The sequence below is a fragment of the Nostoc sp. KVJ3 genome (assembly GCF_026127265.1).
Classification (GTDB): Bacteria; Cyanobacteriota; Cyanobacteriia; order Cyanobacteriales; family Nostocaceae; genus Nostoc.
Genome location: NZ_WWFG01000002.1, coordinates 2,568,011 through 2,587,471 on the forward strand (window position 1 = coordinate 2,568,011; position 19,461 = coordinate 2,587,471).

The following is a 19,461-nucleotide window of genomic DNA, read 5'->3' on the forward strand; positions in this document are numbered from 1 at the left end:
ATTATTGTTTGTAGCACTGCTGTAAATCAGGTATGTCAATTGGTTTTCTGAGACAAGCCCTCAACGCCCTGCAAAAGCAGTCGCGCTCTCGAACTTCCCATCGGGTTAACCAGTGGTTCAAATGGTTATCCCCTGGACTATCCGTAAAACGTTGGTTGTTGATCAGTCTTGGGGGTGTACTGCTGGCTAGTTTGGGGTTAGCTATTTGGATTAAACTAACTCCCATCTTTTGGATGATTGAGTTGGTTAGGAATTTTCTGGGAGTAATCACTAACCTCTTACCCAACTATGTTAGTGGGCCTTTGGTGCTGCTTGGCGGCTTGTTGTTAGTACTTTGGGGGCAAACTCGTACTGTCGGCTCAATTACTAAGGTACTAAGAGCAGAAGGTGGAGAAGAACTCATTGATATCTTGCTGGCTCATCGTCGATTATACCGAGGCCCGAAAATAGTAGTAATTGGTGGTGGTACGGGACTCTCTACGTTGTTGAGAGGACTAAAAACCTACAGCGCTAATATTACTGCGATTGTCACTGTAGCTGATGACGGTGGATCTTCTGGGCGGTTGCGTCAAGAATTTGGAGTGCTACCACCAGGGGATATTCGCAATTGTTTGGCTGCACTAGCTGATGAGGAAAAGTTATTAACAGAATTGTTTCAATACCGTTTTCGGGCTGGAGATGGCTTAATCGGTCATAGTTTTGGCAATTTGTTTTTAACGGCAATGAGTGATATTACTGGAGATTTAGAACAAGCAGTTGCAGCTAGTTCCAAAGTGCTAGCGGTACGGGGACAAGTACTACCAGCAACTCTCAGTGATGTTCGTCTCTGGGCAGAATTAGCCGATGGTCGCCGCATTGATGGGGAGTCTAGCATTCCCAAAGCTGGGGGGAAAATTGTCAAAATTGGCTGCATTCCAGCTAATCCTCCAGCTGTACCAGCAGCTATTAAGGCACTTAAAGAAGCTGATTACATAATTATTGGGCCAGGTAGCCTTTATACAAGTCTAATTCCTAATTTATTAGTACCAGAAATTGCCGATGCGATCGCTCAAACAGATGTACCCCGTATTTATATCTGCAATATAATGACTCAACCAGGAGAAACTGAAGGCTACACTGTTGCCGATCACATCAGAGCAATTGATGCTGCTTGTGGGGAAAGACGGCTATTTGATGCTGTGTTGATACACAAAAAATCCCCCTCGGAACAATCACTCATCCGCTACGCTCAACAAAACTCCCATCCTGTTTTCCTAGATAGAGAAGCTGTAATTCAGCTAGGACGACGGATTGTTCCAGCTAATGTTTTGTATGAAGATGAAACAGGTTTTGTCCGTCATAACCCGCAGAAACTAGCACAAGTGTTGTTGCGGTGGTACGGTAGAGTTCATCATGTTAGGTAGTGATTAGTCATTAAGTCATTAGTAAATAACCAATGCCCCATGCCCAATGACTGAATAATTATGAAAATTTTTCTTGCAGATACAGAGGCGACGCTACGCTTAGGTATTACTCTTGGTGAATCCCTGACTCCTGGCAGTGTAATTTTACTACAAGGTGATTTAGGCGCTGGTAAAACTACCCTAGTTCAAGGGATTGGCAAGGGTTTGGGAATCACTGAACCTATTGTCAGTCCAACTTTCACTCTAATTAATGAATACACAGAAGGACGGCTCCCACTTTACCACCTAGATTTATATCGCTTAGAACCACAAGAAGTTGCAGCCTTAAATTTAGAAAGTTACTGGCAAGGTGTTGAAGTCATACTAGGAATTGTGGCCGTTGAATGGGCAGAACGATTGCCCTACAAGCCAGATAGTTATCTAAGTGTGAGTTTGACTTATGGAGATGAAGGCACTCGTCAAGTCGAACTCATACCATTCAATTGTGTCCTTAGTGAAGTCATTGCTGCTATCTAAGCTCATCTCTCGATGGAACTACAAGAGATTTTACTTTTTTAGATCGCAACACTAAAAATTTTTACAAATAGTCAAGGGATAACTCCACACTCGTCCTATCTACCACTACCACGTTCACCACTGTAAGTCACTAACATTGTTATCTCAACCAAAAATAAATGAAAAATTTTGTAATTTCAGCTTTATTGCTGCAATAATCAGTTAAAAAACTGATTTAGATAGTTTATGAATTAAGAAAATGTAACCTGTTGTTGGGTTAAATGAAAGTTTTTGTAGAACTTAGTCAGCTTGATTTAACCTGATTTATTCTCTACTGTCATTAAGAGAACAAATCTGGATTATTTAGCGGCCAAAGTTAGTAGATAAAAGTTAAACAACATCAAGTTATGTAGAAGTTGTCTAACTTTTCCTTATACTCAATATACTCGAACTAGAGTCATAATATATACACAATAATACTGATTTATCAAATGGTTGAAAGTTAATTCAAAGTGATTTTAAATACTAATAGATTATTCTCTTGATATCTGTAACTAACACTCATATCAAGTCCGCTCAATTATCCATAATAAAACTACCCCTCCCCAACCCTCCCCGATGCCTTGGGGAGTAGGCTGTTGACTCTATGCCTTTTTAAGAGTTAAAAAGTCATGCAAAATATATGTCATTGCGAGCGAAGTGAAGCAATCGCCTGGGATTGCTTCGCTTCGCTTGCAATGACACAAAAATAACATGAACCAAAAAACCCTAAATTAAATCAAAGTCAACAGCCTACTTGGGGAGGGGTAACGCGATAACTATGGCGGGACTTAAACAAAACATCTCGTATTTATACGATAATTATGTATAAATACGAGATGTATTATGCATGCTACTTATTCTTAATGTATCTGCGTGTATGCACTAGTTATATCTAATGAAAGAAGCGATCGCCTTTTTGATCTGAGAACCAGAGTCATCTCTGGTATAGTACGTAAGACCTCGATCGATAAATGCAGAGGTGGTATCTATTAACTGCTGAAGAATATCAGCACTAGCATTATCTATTTCTTCACTGACTCTTTCGCCTGTAAATCGGTTTTTTCGATCTTCTGGGGGTAATACAATGCGAGGATCTTTATAAGTCTCTTTGGGCTTGGGTTTAAATGTCTCATTCAAGTCAAACTGAAGACGTAAGTAACGTTTTGAATCATATCCACCCATGATTTGTCGGCAAATCGTACTACCAATCTCAGATGTCGGTTCCATAAAAATATTAGTCAGATTTTTTACCCAGTCTAAGCCTCTCCATGTACTGATTTGCTTATATTGGTATGGTTCACCAGTTTGACCTGTGCCAATAGAAAGGATAGAAATATCTTCTAATCGCAGATTATCCAGTTTATATTTTTGCTTGATTATTGGAGATACTGAAGACTGACTGAGCCTCATAGCTAGACTCAAAGCTGCAAGAGACGGATTGTTCGCAGAAACTCCGCCATCAATATGGGGAAATTCCCAATCACCAAATTTTTGTTTATCTAGAGGTTCTAATTTATATGGAGGAAAAAAAGTAGGAGCGGAAGCAGAAGCGGTACATATCTCCCATAAATAACAGTCATCGTACCATCTGTCTCCTAAATCAGGATGACAATTTGTAAAAAAGGTTGTATTGCGATATAACGTATCGTAAGCAAGAATTAAGAGAATGGGTTTATCAATATCCTTTATTCTTGTGGATTTATACGCATCTTTGAGGACGCTAATCAGTCCATCATGAGAATATCTAGATACTGAGAATACATCAAGGATCGATCTTATAATAGACGGCAAGTTTTTATAGCGTTCTTTTATATCTAAGGGGAATATATCTTTACCCCGGTCTTTATACATTTCAATTAGTTCATTACTCTCCATTCCAACAGCAATCCCTCCTGCTAATATTGAACCGGTAGAAGTGCCAGCAATTAGATCGAAGTATTCGTGCAAGAAGTTTGCTTTGCCCTGACTTCTAATTTCTTGTTCTACTTGTTGAAGTATTCGTGCCGCAACAACTCCACGAATACCGCCACCATCTAAAGCTAAAATTTTGAAGGACATAGTAATTCTCCTTGATTATTTCTCTGGTGATCTTTCCGGGCATAGTTTCTGAGGAATACATGACTTGGATGGAGGTCATATATTATGAGATTGGTCGCAATCCGGTTTTATTTGCTCCTATCCGGGTGGAAGATGCCTAATTTTTTTAAATAACTGCCCTTCGGGTGAGGTTCTCAGACTCGCTCTAAGCGGAGCTATGCCGTAGGCTTTACGCTGCGCTAACAGTCGCCTACGCTGGGAAACCCCCTTCTCTACTAGACGCTTCGCGTTAGCGGAAGCCTCTCGCAGAGAAGGCGGTAGCCTCTCCCTTTGGGAGAAGACCGGGCTGCTTCACCAAAATCCCAAATTTAAAATCATATTGCCCCGTACTCTTGCGATCGGGGTCAATCAAAAATCCCAAATTTAAAATCCAAAATCCAAAATCGGTTGACTCTGGATAAATGAAAATCTTGTCAGTTCAAGTATGGCTTTGATGGAAAATTATTTGTCTACTACGTAAGCTTAAATAAATATTTGCTATAAGAAAGTTAAAGCTTGACCCCGCACTTGGGTATTTACCTGGCCTTTTTCATAAACTATTTTACCACCGACAATGGTAGTATTAGCCCAGCCAGTTAGGTTCCAGCCTTCAAAGGGACTCCAATGGCACTTGGTTAAAAGTTCTTCGCGCCGGACTGGACGGTATGTGTTTAAATCTACAAGTACTAAATCAGCATCATAACCAGGTGCGATCGCTCCTTTATTGGGAATACCATAAGCTACAGCTACATTCTTAGACATCCAGTTCACAACTTGGGCAACAGTACATTGTCCCTCCATCGCCGCAGTTAACATCAAAGCGAGGGAAGTTTCCACCCCAGGCATTCCCGAAGGGCTATTGGGGTATTCTTGAGCTTTTTCTTCTAAGGTGTGGGGTGCGTGATCTGTAGCAATGAAATCAATCACGCCATCTCGCAAAGCTTGCCAAAGAACTTCGTTATCGTGGGGCGATCGCAAAGGTGGATTCATCTGTGCTAAAGTACCAATCTGCTCATAAGCACTGGTGTTCAACAACAAATGCTGTGGCGTTACCTCTGCTGTCACCCAACTAGGTTTATCCTGACGCAGCAAATCTGCTTCTTCAGCAGTTGACATGTGGAGAATATGCAAACGACGGTGATATTTTTGCGAAAGTTTCAATGCCAGTTGGGTTGCCAACAAAGCCGCTTGATTATCTTGAATTTGCGAGTGAACAGCTGGATCGTGAATGTTGGCAAATTCTTGGCGACGTTGGTTGATTCTAGCTTGGTCTTCGGCATGAACAGCAATCAAGCGATCGCCCTTAGCAAATATAATCTCCAATGCTGTTTCACCATCAACCAGCAATTGACCATGCATCGACCCCATAAAAATCTTAATCCCCGGTGTTGGCTTGGCCAAAAGTAAATCAGGGAGATTCTCTGCTGTTGCCCCAATAAAAAAGCCATAATTAACCAAGGACTTTTGTGAGGCCCGTTCTAACTTGTCGTCTAAAGCTTGCTGTGTCGTTGTTAGGGGGCGCGTATTGGGCATTTCTAAAAAAGAAGTTACTCCGCCTTTAGCACAGGCACAACTGGCGGTGAATAAATCTTCCTTATGTTCTAGTCCAGGTTCCCGGAAATGTACCTGCGGATCGATCACTCCCGGCAACAAAGTTAACCCTTCTGCGTCAACTTCAGTGACTACTGCTGTTTGGGAGATTTCTGGTGCAACTTCGACTATTTGGCGATCGCGCGTCAACACATCCCCAATCATCAGTTCACCATTGGGTAAGACTATGCGAGCGCGGCGAATCAGTAAATTTTGTAGAGACATAGGGCTAACTTTTTTCAGACAGGGAGCTATATATTACAGACAACTATGCTTTTAGGTTAAGCTGAGTCGCGCTCTGAGTGTTAAATTTTTTGCCGCCTGTTAAAAAAAAGTTTATTTTTAATCTATGAAGAACTTCGTCAATCAATTTTGGATTAACCTTATCTTACAAAGGATACGGTTTGGGGATTTTAGATTGGTTTCGCCCACAAGAGGCAGTTATAACCCAGAAAAAACACCCCTAATCCAAAACTTAAAATCCACAATCTAAAATTGGTAGTTAGGATGCGAACATAACTAGGAAACTAAAATTTTCCCGTTAAGATTAACAGATAAAATCTCACTAGGCAGTTAATTACCTACATCTTTCCTTCCGTTAAGTAATTTCATGCATAATCAAGTGTCTGATAACAACTCTAGTCAACAGCCCGATAATTCCTGGATCGCAGAACTAGGTAGAACAATTGTATTGAGTATTGTTCTAGCTCTGGGTATTCGTACCTTTGTTGCTGAAGCACGCTGGATTCCCTCCGGATCGATGGAACCAACTCTGCATGGTACGCCAAATCAGTGGGAGGCAGACAAAATCATTGTCGATAAGTTGAAATATAAATTTGCTAACCCGCAAAGGGGAGATATCGTAGTATTTTCACCTACTAAAGAGCTACAAAAAGAACAATATCAGGATGCTTTTATTAAAAGGGTAATTGGCTTACCTGGAGAAAAAGTACAACTTAAAGATGGGAAGGTCTATATTGACAATAAACCGCTACCAGAGTCTAATTATCTCAGTTCTGGGCAGACTACTGTAATTGATGTTTGCCAATCAGGGCCACAGCCACCTTTTTTAGCAAGACCCCAAACCATACCAGCCGATTCATACCTAGTACTAGGTGACAATCGTAATAATAGTTACGATGGCCGTTGCTGGGGTGTTGTCCCCCGCCAGAATATTATTGGACGGGCTGTAGTTCGCTTCTGGCCTCTAAATCATATTGGAGGTATAGATAAATCCCCACTATATCCATAAACTGATGATTTTATCAGGTGGATAAGTACTTGGACAGAATTAATTACACAATGTCATTGCCAATGAAGCGTAAAGCCTTCGGCATAGCTTCGCTTAACGCGGTAGCGTCTCCAATAGTTGCGTAATGAAGCAATTCGCTTGCGGTTGGCATTGCTCCGCTCGCAATGACTGTAAATATTTTTGTCCAACTACTTAAGTAACAAAAGAATTTTAGATTGGAGAGAGCTAAATCACCAATCTAAAATCCAAAATCCAAAATTGCTATGATCCCTTACCTAGCCAAGATTTTACTCTATCCAGTTAAATCACTCGATGGTATTGAAGTTGAGAATGCTAGAGTTCTTCCTAGTGGCGCACTAGAGTATGACCGCGAGTTTGCTATCTTTGACGAAAGAGGTAAATTTGTCAATGGTAAGCGTCATGCTAAAATCCATTTACTAAGAGCGCAATTTGAACTCTTCAATAGAAATATCTTGCTACAAATTCCAGGTGGTGACTCTCAACAAATTTTTCATCTGGATGAAGAACGGCAAGCCTTAGAAACAACTTTGAGTGATTTTTTTGGGTTTGCTGTCATATTGAAGCAAAACTCTCTGATGGGCTTTCCTGACGACACAAACTCACTTGGCCCAACGGTAATTAGTACAGCAACATTGACAGAAGTAGCTTCTTGGTTTCCCAACTTAAGTGTAGGTGAAATGCGCCGTCGAATGCGTGCCAACATTGAGATTGGTGGTGTACCAGCATTTTGGGAAGATCAATTATTTACTGAACAAGGTAATTTATTGTCCTTTCGAGTCGGAGATGTGGACTTTCTTGGGGTTAATCCATGCCAGCGTTGTATAGTCCCAACCCGCGATTCTTACTTAGGGGAAGCTTATCCAAACTTTCAAAAAATCTTTGCAACCCAAAGACAAGCAACCTTGCCAAATTGGGTTGCTTCATCACCTTTTAATCACTTTTACAGATTAAGCGTTAATACGCAATTACCCCCATCGTCAGCCGGAAAAATTTTACAAATCGGCGATGAGATTGAAATACTTCTAAAATAAAATTAATATATCTTTAAAATAAAAAATACTAAGTAAATTTTTTTTTTAGATTTTACTATGTATTTACATAATAATTTTAAAATTGATTGTAGTTAGATATGGGTTTTTGTACCAAGCCCAGAAGTTTTGAGACTGAAAAATCAAGCCCTCAGCAATTAAAAATTGAATTTGGGATTGGGTGCTAATGGCGACCTGAATTTTTGAATGGCATACTGTATGCTTATCGGTTAAATTCCAGTTTATCCGAGGGAATGTATTGATAGATTGCCAAATAAAACTAAGACAATTAAGCTGCAATGTCTACGATGATCACTGAGCTTGCCGAAGTGCGGGCTATTCAGCGTCGCAAAGTTTGAAAATTGAGTAATTGGAGGAACTTAGTCAGTCGAATAAATATACAAATAAAATTTTTAATGCTCTTTTATACTCAATTTTTCAATTTCATCAGAGATATCATCGTCAAAAAGATGACATACCGGATTTTTTTTGGTATTAAATGTAGCTGATATAGCAAAAATGCCCGTAGCAGATGCTGGGGAAGATTAAACAACAATGTTATCTAAATTTCAGCCCGTCAAATCTCTTAATCGCTTAGTTGGCAAAGTTTATGCCAAGATGCCTCTGAGGTATGTTCTGATTGTGCCCTTCATATTGCAAATTTTTGGGGCTGTAGGACTTGTGGGTTATCTTTCATATCAAAACGGACAACAAGCGGTAAAAGAGCTTGCTAATCAATTAGAAAGTGAAATCTGCGATCGCATTGAACAGCATCTTGATGACTATTTAACAAACCCGAAACAAATCAATCAAATCAACTTAGATGCAATTGAGCTAGGTTTGCTAAACCTTTCCGACTTTCAAACCACCGGAAATTACTTTTGGAAACAAATGCAGGTTTTCGATGTTGGCTACAACAGCTTTGCCAATCCCAAAGGGGAATTTATCGGTATTGAACGTCTCAATAATGGCAAGCTGTTAATTAACGAAGTTAGTGAAAAGCATGGCATCGGGAAACTTTTTATTTATAATTCAGACGATAAGGGAAATCGCCGCCAGTTGCAGCAAGTCAAAAATTACGATCCTCGTGTAGAAGCGTGGTATTCAGATGCAGTCAAAGTAGGCAAACCCGTCTGGAGTCAAATTTACCAATGGGAAGATAAACCAGAAGTTTTATCTATATCTTCCAGCTATCCTATTTACGATCAAACTCACAAACTTGTTGGGGTAATTAGTGTTGATTTAATCTTGTCACAAATCAGCAAATTTTTAGCTGATTTAAATACCAAACGGTCGGGTAAAACTTTTATTTTAGAGCGTTCCGGGTTAATCGTGGCTTCTTCTACTGAGCCACCATATACCATTATTAATGGTCAAACAAAACGTCGATCAGCATTAGATAGTCAAAATTATGTAACTCAACTCACAACCCAGTCTTTGATCAACCGCTTTGGTAATCTTAGATTTGTTGTGGGTAAGCAACAGCTAAGTTTTACCGCCGATGGAATGCGTTATTTTGTGCAGGTAAAAAGCTGGAGGGACGAACTAGGTTTAGATTGGCTAATTGTGGCGGTAATTCCCGAAGGCGAATTTATGCAAGAAATTGATGCTAACACCCGCATCACCATTTTGCTGTGCATAATTGCTTTTTTAGTGGCTGCAAGAATTGGGATTTTGACTGCTCGCTGGGTAATTAAGCCGATTCTACAATTAAACACATCAGCTAAGAAAATTGCTCAAGGTGAATGGGAGCAAATACCAGAAATCAAGCGCTCCGATGAACTGGGGGAACTAGCCAAGTCATTTGAAACTATGGCAAAGCAACTCCAAGCATCCTTTAGTGTATTGTCAGCGAAAAATGCTCAAATGCAAGTCTTAAATGAAGCGCTATCTGACAGTGAGAGTCGGCTGACTCAATTTTTAGAAGCCATACCAGTGGGTGTATTCATTATAGATGCTGAAGGTGAACCTTATTATACAAATCAAATTGGACAGCAAATTCTTGGTCAAGGAGCGATCGCAGAAGTTAGCACCGAACGATTGTCAGAGGTATATCAAGCTTACCTTGCCGGAACAGATCAACTTTACCCCAGCGATCGCCTACCGATTTTGAGAGCGTTACTTGGGGAAAGCACCAGGGTTGATGATATGGAAGTTCGCCGTTGTAACCAGATTATTCCGATTGAAGTTTTGGGTAAGCCAATCTATGATGAATCGGGGAATCTGGCTTTTGCGATCGCCACATTTTTTGATATCACTCAACACAAACAAGCAGAAAAGTTATTAGCAGAATATAATCGCACCTTAGAAGCTCAAGTCAAAAAACGGACTGATGAGTTTCAGCAAGTGATTCAAGAACTCCAAACCACCCAAGAACAACTGATTCAATCGCAAAAAATTGCCGCACAGGAACAACAAGCAGCCGTTCGGGAAGCAGCACGAAGCGCCGCCGCCAACCTCGCCAAAAGTGAATTTCTCGCTAACATGAGCCACGAACTGCGTACCCCACTCAATGCCATTCTTGGGTTCACCCAAATCATGAGCCGAGATTATTCACTATCTGGCGAACATCAAGAAAACTTGACAATTATTAATCGTGCTGGCGAACATCTACTCAACTTAATTAACGACATTCTCGAAATGTCCAAAATTGAAGCCGGTAGAATCACATTAAATCTCAGTAGCTTTGACTTAATTCATCTCTTGAAGAACTTGGAAGAGATGTTGCGCTTGCGGGCTACATCTAAAAATTTAGAATTACTGTTTGAATATCCACAAGATATTCCTCAGTACATAGAAACGGATGAAAATAAACTGTGTCAAGTCTTGCTCAACCTTTTGGGAAATGCCATCAAATTTACTGATATGGGGAGGGTGACGCTACGGGTGAGATTGGGGACTGGGGAGCAGGGGGAGCAGGGGAGCAGGGGGAGCAGGGGGAGCAGGGGGAGCAGGGGAAGCAGGGGAAGCAGGGGAAGCAGGGGGAGCAGGGGGAGACGAGGGAGCAGGGGAAGCAGGGGGAGACGAGGGAGCAAAATCTTCCTCATCCCCCTCATCTCTTTTTCGAGGTACAAGACACTGGTTGCGGCATTGCTCCCCAAGAAATTGACTTGCTGTTTGAGGCTTTTGAGCAAACTGAAATCGGTAGAAAATCTCAACAAGGGACGGGACTGGGTTTAGCGATTAGCCGCAAATACGTGCAACTTCTGGGGGGAGATATTAGCGTTAGCAGTACTTTTGGTGTAGGTAGTACATTTGCCTTTGATATTAAAATTAGTTTATCTTGTCCCAGAGAAATACCGACACACCAAATTAAATCTCAAATTTTATCTTTAGCACCGACTGAAAAAGCATACCGCATCTTAGTAGTTGATGACTCGAAAGAAAGCCGTCTATTGCTAGTTAAAATTCTCACAACTATCGGCTTTGAAGTTAGGGAAGCTAGAGATGGGCAAGAAGCAGTTGCTAATTGGGAATCTTGGCAACCACATTTAATTTTTATGGATATGCGAATGCCAGTCATGGACGGCTACGAAGCCACAAGAATGATTAAAAGTAAAGAGATAGGGTATGGGGCAGCCAATAGGGTGCAGAAGTTCCCAAAATTGAAACAACTCGCCTCATCCGAGAACCAATGCCTTGCAGGAGAATTTAATGCAGATGACTGTGAGATTCTTAAGGTTGTCCACAAAGCCTCTCCCATCCCAGAAGCAACTGATGTGATGGAAAACGATCCTTTTGGTGTGTCCATTTTGCGATCGCCAACAGCCTTGGCTCCCTCTGCCGACATCTCTGAGACATGGCAGGGTTGTTACAATCAACACACGATCGTTATTGCCCTAACTGCTAGCGCCTTCGAGGAAGAACGCCAGAAAATTTTGTCCATTGGCTGCGACGATTTTATTCGCAAGCCATTCACACAGGAAGTATTATTGGAAAAACTGAGCCAACATCTGGGTGTAAAGTATACCAACCAAATAGAAACCACAAACACGGCAGTTGTCGATCGAGCTACACAGATATTTGTCAGTGTTGCTGAACTCCTAAGCCATTTATCACAAATGCCACCTGAGTGGCTACAAAAGATCCACTATGCCGCAGCCAGCTGTAGTGATGAACTGATTTTAGAGTTAATCAACCAAATCCCCGCAGATAATGGTCAGGTTTCCCAATTTATCAGGGATTTAGCAAATAACTACCAGTTTGAGAAAATTATGGAATTGACTAAAACAAACGTAGAATGAATTACGAGCATTTAGACCCTAATAAAAAAGATATTTTGATCGTTGACGATATGGCGGATAACCTGCGGGTTTTATCCTCAATATTGGCAAGGGAAGGGTATAACGTTCGTAAAGCTTTGAACTGGCAAATGGCACTGACAGCGACTCAAACAGTGTTACCGGATTTGATTTTACTCGATATTATGATGCCAGAAGTAGATGGCTATGAAATTTGTCAGACCTTTAAAGCTTGGGAGTTAACAGCTGATATTCCGATAATTTTTATTAGTGCTTTAGATGATGTTTTTGACAAAGTTAAAGCTTTTCGGGTGGGTGGCGTAGACTACATTACCAAACCTTTTGAGTTTCAAGAAGTTTTAGTGCGCGTGAAAAATCAACTGGCATTGAGATCGGCGCGATTAGAAGTATTGAAACTAAATGTTGAACTTGAACATCGGGTAAAAGAGCGGACTGGAGAACTAGAAAAAGCTCTCCAAAAACTTCAAAAAGAAATCAACTCTCGGCAGAAATTGCAAAGTCAACTGCTCGATATAGCGCTGCATGATTCCCTGACGGGATTACCAAATCGAGTTTTGTTTATTAGGCGACTAGAAAACGCCCTAAATCGTGCCCAACAAGAATCTAATTATCAGTTTGCAGTCCTTTTTTTGGACTGCGATCGCTTCAAAGTGATCAATGATTCCCTTGGTCATTTGGTGGGAGATGAATTGCTGATAGCCATTGCGCGGCGCTTGCAAGCATGTCTCATCCCTATTGATACTCTAGCACGATTAGGCGGTGATGAATTTGGAATCCTCCTAGAAAATATTACAGATATTAACATAGCAATCCAAGTCGCAGAAAGGATTTTGCAACAGCTATCTCTTGCTTTTAAACTGTCAAGATATGAAGTATTTATGAATGCCAGCATTGGGATTAGTTGGGGTAATAAAGATTACGACCGTCCAGAATATTTGCTGCGAGATGCTGATACGGCAATGTATCGCGCTAAGGCCCAAGGAAGAGCTAAATATCACGTTTTCAATCCAACAATGCATCAGGAAGCTATTCAGCTTTTAGAGTTAGAAAATGACCTGCGAAGGGCTGTTGAAAGGCAAGAATTTCTCGTTTATTATCAGCCAATTATTTCCTTAACTACGGGTAGAATTTCTGGATTTGAAGCCTTGGTAAGGTGGCAACATCCAACTCGTGGTCTAGTTTCTCCCACAGAATTTATTCCTGTGGCAGAAGAAACAGGTTTGATTAATGTCATCAATACTTGGGTATTACAGTCAGCTTGTCATCAGCTAAGTATTTGGCAACATCGTCCAGTGACACCAGAACCTCTAACTATTAGCGTCAATTTGAGTGCCAGGTTATTTTTACAACCAAATTTTGTAGAACAAATTGACCGAATCATTTATGAAAATAAAATAAATCCTGAATATTTAGAATTGGAGATTACAGAGAGTGTAATTATGGAAAATACTAATGAAATTAAAATTATTCTTGAACAACTAAAACAACGAAAAATAAAATTGATTATGGATGACTTTGGTACAGGATATTCATCTTTGAGCTACCTGCATAGCTTTCCTTTAAATGCGCTCAAAATCGATCAATCTTTCGTCAAACGGATGCAGGATAACAAGGAGAATATGGGTTTAGTACCAGCAATGATTGGCATTGCCAACTCAATGGGGATGAGTGCGATCGCAGAAGGTGTAGAAACACAAGAACAGTTAGCTCAACTGAGAAGTTTAAATTGTAATTTTGCTCAAGGCTATCTGTTTTCTCAACCCATAGAACTACAATTAGTTCTTAAGTTGCTTGCAACAGAACCTCAATGGTAGCTATCAAATCAACCTTTTAAAATCTGTTACATTGATGTTATTCTCTAAAAGACGCTACGCGTAGCTTGCTTCCCCGCAGGGGTATGCAGTTTCTTTATTCATTCTCTGATTTTTAGTCTAAAGAGGGAGCATTCCAAATGTGTAAAAACATAAGCTGTCATTGCAAACATTCCGCTTCACTTCATTCGCAATGACAATATATTTGATAAATTTGTTTTCATTGGGATGCTCCCATCTTTGCGTGCTATCTACTATGCTGCTGTAAACAGGCTATCCGGTTCGTAAAGCTTATAACCAGTCAATAGCTTTGGTAGTCTGTAAAACTCTCCAGTCACAGTGGGAGCTAAACTATAGATACAAGTATTTTGGTGAAATCGATAAAAAAATCAGGTTGTTTTAAATAAGCAATCATTATAAATATAGCTTTTGATAATAAAAATGCCTTTTAATCAAACTAACGATCATAAAAGAAATATTTTGGTGGTCGATGATACCCCAGATAATTTGCGGCTTTTATCGGCGATGTTGACTGCACAAGGTTTTGAAGTTCGCAAAGCCTTAAACGGTAAAATGGCACTGACTGCGTGTCAAATGGTTTTGCCAGATGTGATTTTGCTGGATATCAATATGCCAGGAATGGATGGCTATCAAGTCTGTCAACAACTGAAAGCTGATGACAAAACTCGCGAAGTCCCAGTAATTTTTATCAGCGCCCTGGATGATGTGGTAGATAAGGTAAAAGCCTTTGATGTTGGTGGTGTAGATTATATTGCTAAACCTTTTCATGGAGCAGAGGTGGTGTTACGAATTGAAAATCAGATTAATTTACGTTTGCTTCAAGTTAAACTGCAAGAAAAAAACTTTTTATTACAAGAGGCTCTTGACAACTTGAAATCTGCTCAAGTTCAACAAATTCAAAACGAAAAGATGGTGGCGCTGGGGCAATTAGTGGCTGGGCTAGCTCATGAAATTAATAACCCAATCAGTTTTATTTATGGTAATCTCCAATATGCAGATCAATACGTACAAGACCTAGTGGATCTGATTGAAGTTTATCAACAGGAATATCCAAAACCCACATCCAAAGTTCAGCAAATATCCAAAGATATAGACCTGAATTTTGTGGTTAAGGATCTGCAAAACTTGATAGGTGCAATGTATAGAGGCTCCGATCGCATTCGAGAAATTGTCCTGGCGCTACAACACTTTTCTCGGCATGATGAAGCAGAGATGAAACGGGTAAATATCCATGAAGACATCGAAAACACTTTGGTAATGTTACAACATCGGCTCAGGGAAGCAGCAGATCGCCCTGCAATTGTTGTAGTCAAAGATTATGGTAACTTGCCTTTAGTGACTTGTTATGCAAGTGAACTAAACCAAGTATTTATGCATTTGTTAAATAATGCTATAGATGCAATAGAAGAAGCAGTAGGCAATCAATCTTCCGATCCTTATTCCCTAACCCCACTTGAGAGCAGTTGCTCCACTACAGCGCTTCGCGCATCCTGCGGCGGGGGAGACACGCCAATTTCTGCACTTGGGGAAACCTCAAAACCTCAGTGGCTCCTTCCTACTCCTCAGATTCGGATTCACACAGAGGTGACAGACTTGAATATGATTAGAATTGCGATCGCAGATAGTGGTCTTGGTATAAAAGAGTCACTGCGATCGCGTTTATTTGACCCATTTTTTACTACAAAAGCTGTGGGTAAAGGTAGTGGATTAGGATTATCTATTAGCTATCAGATTATCGTCCAAAAACACCGAGGAAATATTACCTGTAACTCTTCTGTTGGGCAAGGAGCAGAGTTTGCGATCGAAATTCCCATCGAGCAACCTGAACATTAATTCAGGAGTGCTGAGTAACTGAGAGAGATAAATAGAGTTAGCATTTCCTAAAAAATTAAAATTAAACTACATTATTAAACAAGCAATTAAAAATTCAAAATAAGCGGCACACACTTAATCTTAATTTGCCATATTGATTAAGCTTTTTACCAAAAGATAATAAAAGTTATATCTTTTGCTGGATGGAGTTTTCAGCCTTTGGAGAGATGCTTTAAACAGCTAAATTCTACGATTCTAAACAAAAAGAGTTAGGTATTGCCATAGATACAAACAAAAATACTAAGAGTTGCTTCTCAAGAAAATCTTAATTCCCCAATTTTAAACTTAGTAGAAGGAAATACAATGCTCCAAAGTACGGAAATCATGCTGGGACTCTACAAACCATTATTGTGGTTAGCACAGGCTCCAGTAGATCCCTCAAATATCACGCCAGCACAGGCATCGGTTCTCACTTCCGGGCCGCGCTTTTTTGTGGCTTTAATCTCCGGCGTGATCCTAGCCTTTGCTTTCCAATTAGTTTTAACTAATCTCTCCCTTGCAGCCGGTATTTCCTACCTGGGGCACTCATCTGACTCAGATTCTGATTCTGGGGAAGTGGGAAGTTTGGGCGGCAGCATTCGCAAAATTGGCACCGCAGTGGGGATTTGGACATTAGTCACTGTCACGATCGCTTTATTAATCGCCTGTTTTCTGGCTGTAAAATTGAGCCTTGTAATCTTAGATCCAGGATTAGGAGCAATTCTCGGTTTGGTAATTTGGGGTGCTTACTTTTTACTCCTGGTTTGGGTAAGTTCCACTACCGTGGGTTCCTTAATTGGCTCAGTTGTAAATACAGCAACATCGGGTTTTCAGGCGATTATGGGCACAGCTACCGCTGCCCTGGGCGCTAAAGCTGTCAATAACCAAGTTGTTGCCACCGCTGAAGCCGCCGCCGCCGCTATCCGTCGGGAACTAGGAAGCGGTATCGACCCTGGAAGTATCCGGGAGAACATAGAAGATTACTTAGAAAAGCTACGTCCCCCAGAATTGGATGTGTCGAAAATTCGGAGTGATTTTGAAAATTTACTCAACGATCCGCAATTCAAAGCGATCGCAGGGACTCCAGATATTCGCAACATCGACCGCGAAAAATTTATTGAGTTAGTCAGCAGCCGCACCGATCTTTCCAAAAAAGATGTTAGCCGCATTTCTGATACTTTGTATAAAGTTTGGCAACAAGTAGTAAGTCAGCATTCACCCACCGAAGACCGGATGGGTGAGTTAATGGATTATCTCAAATCACTTCCAGCCGGACAAACCAAGACAGATGAACTCAATGCCAAGCTGGATCGGTTAGTTGCAGAAATCCGCGGTTCCAAAGAATCTGACCAAAAGGCATCGACTGGGCCAATTCAAAGTACACTCCAGCAAGGACTATCTGCCTTAACCGGCATTGTGTTGGGACGGACAGATTTATCTGATTTGGATGTGGAAAAAATCTTGGGTAGTCTTACCACCGCCAAAGATAAAGTCACCCAACAAGCAGATAAGCTAGGGTTGCCAACACCATCACAACCCTATAGCCCAATTCGCTCTGATGTCGAAAACTACCTATATAACACTTATGCTTGGCAACTAAGCTCAGAAAAAATTGCCCAAGAATTTCGTGATGTCATTTACGACCCAGCAGCCGATTCTGGAATCGTCCGCAGGGAACTAGAAAGATTATCACGTAACGATTTCGTCAAAATTCTGCAACAACGGGGACTCCTTACCCAAACCCAAATTCAGCGCATTGCAGATCGGCTAGAAGTTGTCCGTAAAGATGTGCTGGTGACAGTTATAGGTATCGAAGAACGAGAAATAGTTCAGGACTTGCAACGCGCAGTAGAAAGTTATTTGCTTGTTACCCCAAAAGCAGATTTGACTCCCGTTGGCATTGAGCAGAATTTCAAACCACTGTTGCAAGACCCAGATGCCGATTATGAAACCCTGACATTGCGATTGGCACACATCGAACGTCAGGAAATTCGCGAGATATTACTGGAACGGAATGATGTTCAGTTATATGAAGTAGACAGCATTTTGGATGAATTGGAGAAACAGCGCGATCGCGTCTTGGTAGAATCCAAAGGATTAGCTGAACAGGCACAATATCAAGCAGAAACCCTGTGGTTGAATGTAGAATCATATCTGCGTAATACTGGGAAATCAGAACTAAATCCTGATGCCATCCGCGCGGAGTTCAAAAAATTACTAGAAGATCCCCAAGCTGGAATTACCTCAATTCGGGCGCGGTTGTCTCGCTTTGACCGTGATACCTTGGTGCAATTGTTGAGTCAGCGCGAAGACTTGACTGAAGACCAAGTTAATCAAATCATCAACGCGGCTGAAGAGTCGTGGCATAACATTCGCCACACACCCCAAGCTGTAGTAGATAAAGCTAAAGAGCAATACGACTCTGTTACTACGACAATCGCAGATTATCTACGGAATACAGGTAAACAAGAACTGAATCCAGAAGGGATTGGGCGAGATTTGACCAAATTATTTGAAAATCCCAAAGAAGGAGCTGTCGCCCTCCGTCGGCGATTGTCGCAAGTAGACCGGGATACACTGGTGAAGTTGCTCAGTCAACGTCAAGATTTGAGCGAACAACAAGTCAATGAAATTATTGATTCCACGCAAAATTCCATTCGGAATTTTGTGCGTGCGCCTCGCCGTTTAGCTACCCGCACCCAGCAAAGAGCCGAAACCTTCAAAGCTTATTTGGAAGAGTATCTCCGCCAAACTGGTAAAGAAGAACTTAATCCTGAAGGTATCAAACGCGACTTACAACTCCTCTTGCACGATCCGCGAGTGGGGGTAGAAAGTTTTAGCGATCGCCTTTCTCAATTTGACCGTTCTACCATCATCGCCCTGCTGAAAATTCGGGAAGATATTTCTGATGAAGAAGCGGCGCGAATTGCCGATAGCATGGTGTCCGTCAGGGATCAATTTGTAGAACAAGTGCGGAATATCCAACGAGGAATTCAAGACGCAATTGATGGGGTTTTTGCCCGAATTCGCAACTATCTTAATTCTCTGGATCGCCCAGAACTTAACTACGATAGTATCAAGCATGATGTTCGCACCTTTTTTGACGATCCTCAAGCCGGGTTTGATGCCCTGCGCGATCGCCTATCTTCTTTCGACCGTGATACCTTAGTGGCAATTATGAGTTCTCGTGAGGACATCTCTGAGGAAGATGCCAACCGGATCATCGACCAAATTGAACGGGCCCGGAACACAGTATTGCAACGTGCAGAACGCATCCAGCAAGAAGCCCAACGCCGTCTAGAACAGGTTAAGCATCAAGCACAGCGACAAGCCGAAGAAACCCGCAAAGCCGCAGCTACAGCTGCGTGGTGGTTGTTTGCCACAGCATCCGTTTCCGCCGTTTTCTCTGCATTAGGAGGAGCGATCGCTGCCAGACCGTAGTTTAACAAGTTGTCTCCGCTAACTTTTAAGCCTCCCGTATCGGGAGGCTTTTCTAATGAAGGGATGAATTTATTTATGTAGGTACAATTTAATACTTCAAGTAATAATGAAGTAATAATTTACAGCAGTCCTTTGCTTCACTCTATTCGCAATGACAAGTGTTTAATC

Annotated in this window: 10 protein-coding genes and 1 pseudogene; 9 read left to right on the forward strand and 2 right to left on the reverse strand. The window is 41.2% G+C overall.

From position 1 onward, the window contains the following. The first annotated feature begins 32 nt into the window (after positions 1-32). Entirely contained in the window at positions 33-1,403 is a 1,371-nt protein-coding gene (locus tag GTQ43_RS26975; protein ID WP_265275750.1) for a gluconeogenesis factor YvcK family protein, read from the forward strand. A gap of 60 nt (positions 1,404-1,463) precedes the next feature. Beyond that, positions 1,464-1,919: a tRNA (adenosine(37)-N6)-threonylcarbamoyltransferase complex ATPase subunit type 1 TsaE gene (gene tsaE / locus GTQ43_RS26980; RefSeq protein ID WP_265275752.1), complete on the forward strand. Its 456-nt coding sequence runs from the start codon at positions 1,464-1,466 to the stop codon at positions 1,917-1,919. 903 nt (positions 1,920-2,822) lie between these two features. Here the strand turns inward: tsaE and GTQ43_RS26985 are convergent. Beyond that, a complete protein-coding gene (locus GTQ43_RS26985) occupies positions 2,823-3,998 on the reverse strand; it encodes a patatin-like phospholipase family protein (RefSeq protein WP_265275753.1) in 1,176 nt (391 codons plus the stop codon). Positions 3,999-4,514: 516 nt separating this feature from the next. After that, a complete protein-coding gene (locus tag GTQ43_RS26990; RefSeq protein ID WP_265275754.1) occupies positions 4,515-5,831 on the reverse strand; it encodes a dihydroorotase in 1,317 nt (438 codons plus the stop codon). Positions 5,832-6,216: 385 nt separating this feature from the next. Here GTQ43_RS26990 and lepB point away from each other — a divergent pair, with 385 nt between their 5' ends. The 7 genes and pseudogenes from lepB (at position 6,217) to GTQ43_RS27025 (ending at position 19,293) form a co-directional block, all read left to right on the forward strand. Then, positions 6,217-6,858, forward strand: coding sequence for a signal peptidase I (lepB, locus tag GTQ43_RS26995; RefSeq protein WP_265275755.1), 642 nt, complete (start codon positions 6,217-6,219; stop codon positions 6,856-6,858). A gap of 266 nt (positions 6,859-7,124) precedes the next feature. Next, positions 7,125-7,910: an MOSC domain-containing protein gene (locus GTQ43_RS27000; RefSeq protein ID WP_265276560.1), complete on the forward strand. Its 786-nt coding sequence runs from the start codon at positions 7,125-7,127 to the stop codon at positions 7,908-7,910. A gap of 552 nt (positions 7,911-8,462) precedes the next feature. Next, the gene (locus GTQ43_RS27005) at positions 8,463-11,087 is read left to right on the forward strand and encodes a histidine kinase dimerization/phospho-acceptor domain-containing protein (protein ID WP_265275756.1); all 2,625 of its coding nucleotides are present in this window, start codon (positions 8,463-8,465) and stop codon (positions 11,085-11,087) included. Then, a pseudogene (locus GTQ43_RS27010) lies at positions 11,021-12,151 on the forward strand (response regulator); the annotation flags it as partial. The gene GTQ43_RS27005 and the pseudogene GTQ43_RS27010, both read left to right, overlap by 67 nt. After that, on the forward strand, positions 12,148-13,983 hold the full coding sequence (locus GTQ43_RS27015) for an EAL domain-containing protein (protein ID WP_265275758.1): 1,836 nt from the start codon (positions 12,148-12,150) through the stop codon (positions 13,981-13,983). The pseudogene GTQ43_RS27010 and the gene GTQ43_RS27015, both read left to right, overlap by 4 nt. A gap of 438 nt (positions 13,984-14,421) precedes the next feature. Then, positions 14,422-15,834: a hybrid sensor histidine kinase/response regulator gene (locus GTQ43_RS27020; protein WP_265275759.1), complete on the forward strand. Its 1,413-nt coding sequence runs from the start codon at positions 14,422-14,424 to the stop codon at positions 15,832-15,834. A 342-nt stretch (positions 15,835-16,176) separates the two neighbouring features. After that, positions 16,177-19,293 carry an MFS transporter gene (locus GTQ43_RS27025; RefSeq protein WP_265275760.1) on the forward strand — a complete coding sequence of 1,039 codons (3,117 nt, stop codon included), beginning with the start codon at positions 16,177-16,179 and terminating at the stop codon, positions 19,291-19,293. The last annotated feature ends 168 nt before the right edge of the window (positions 19,294-19,461 follow it).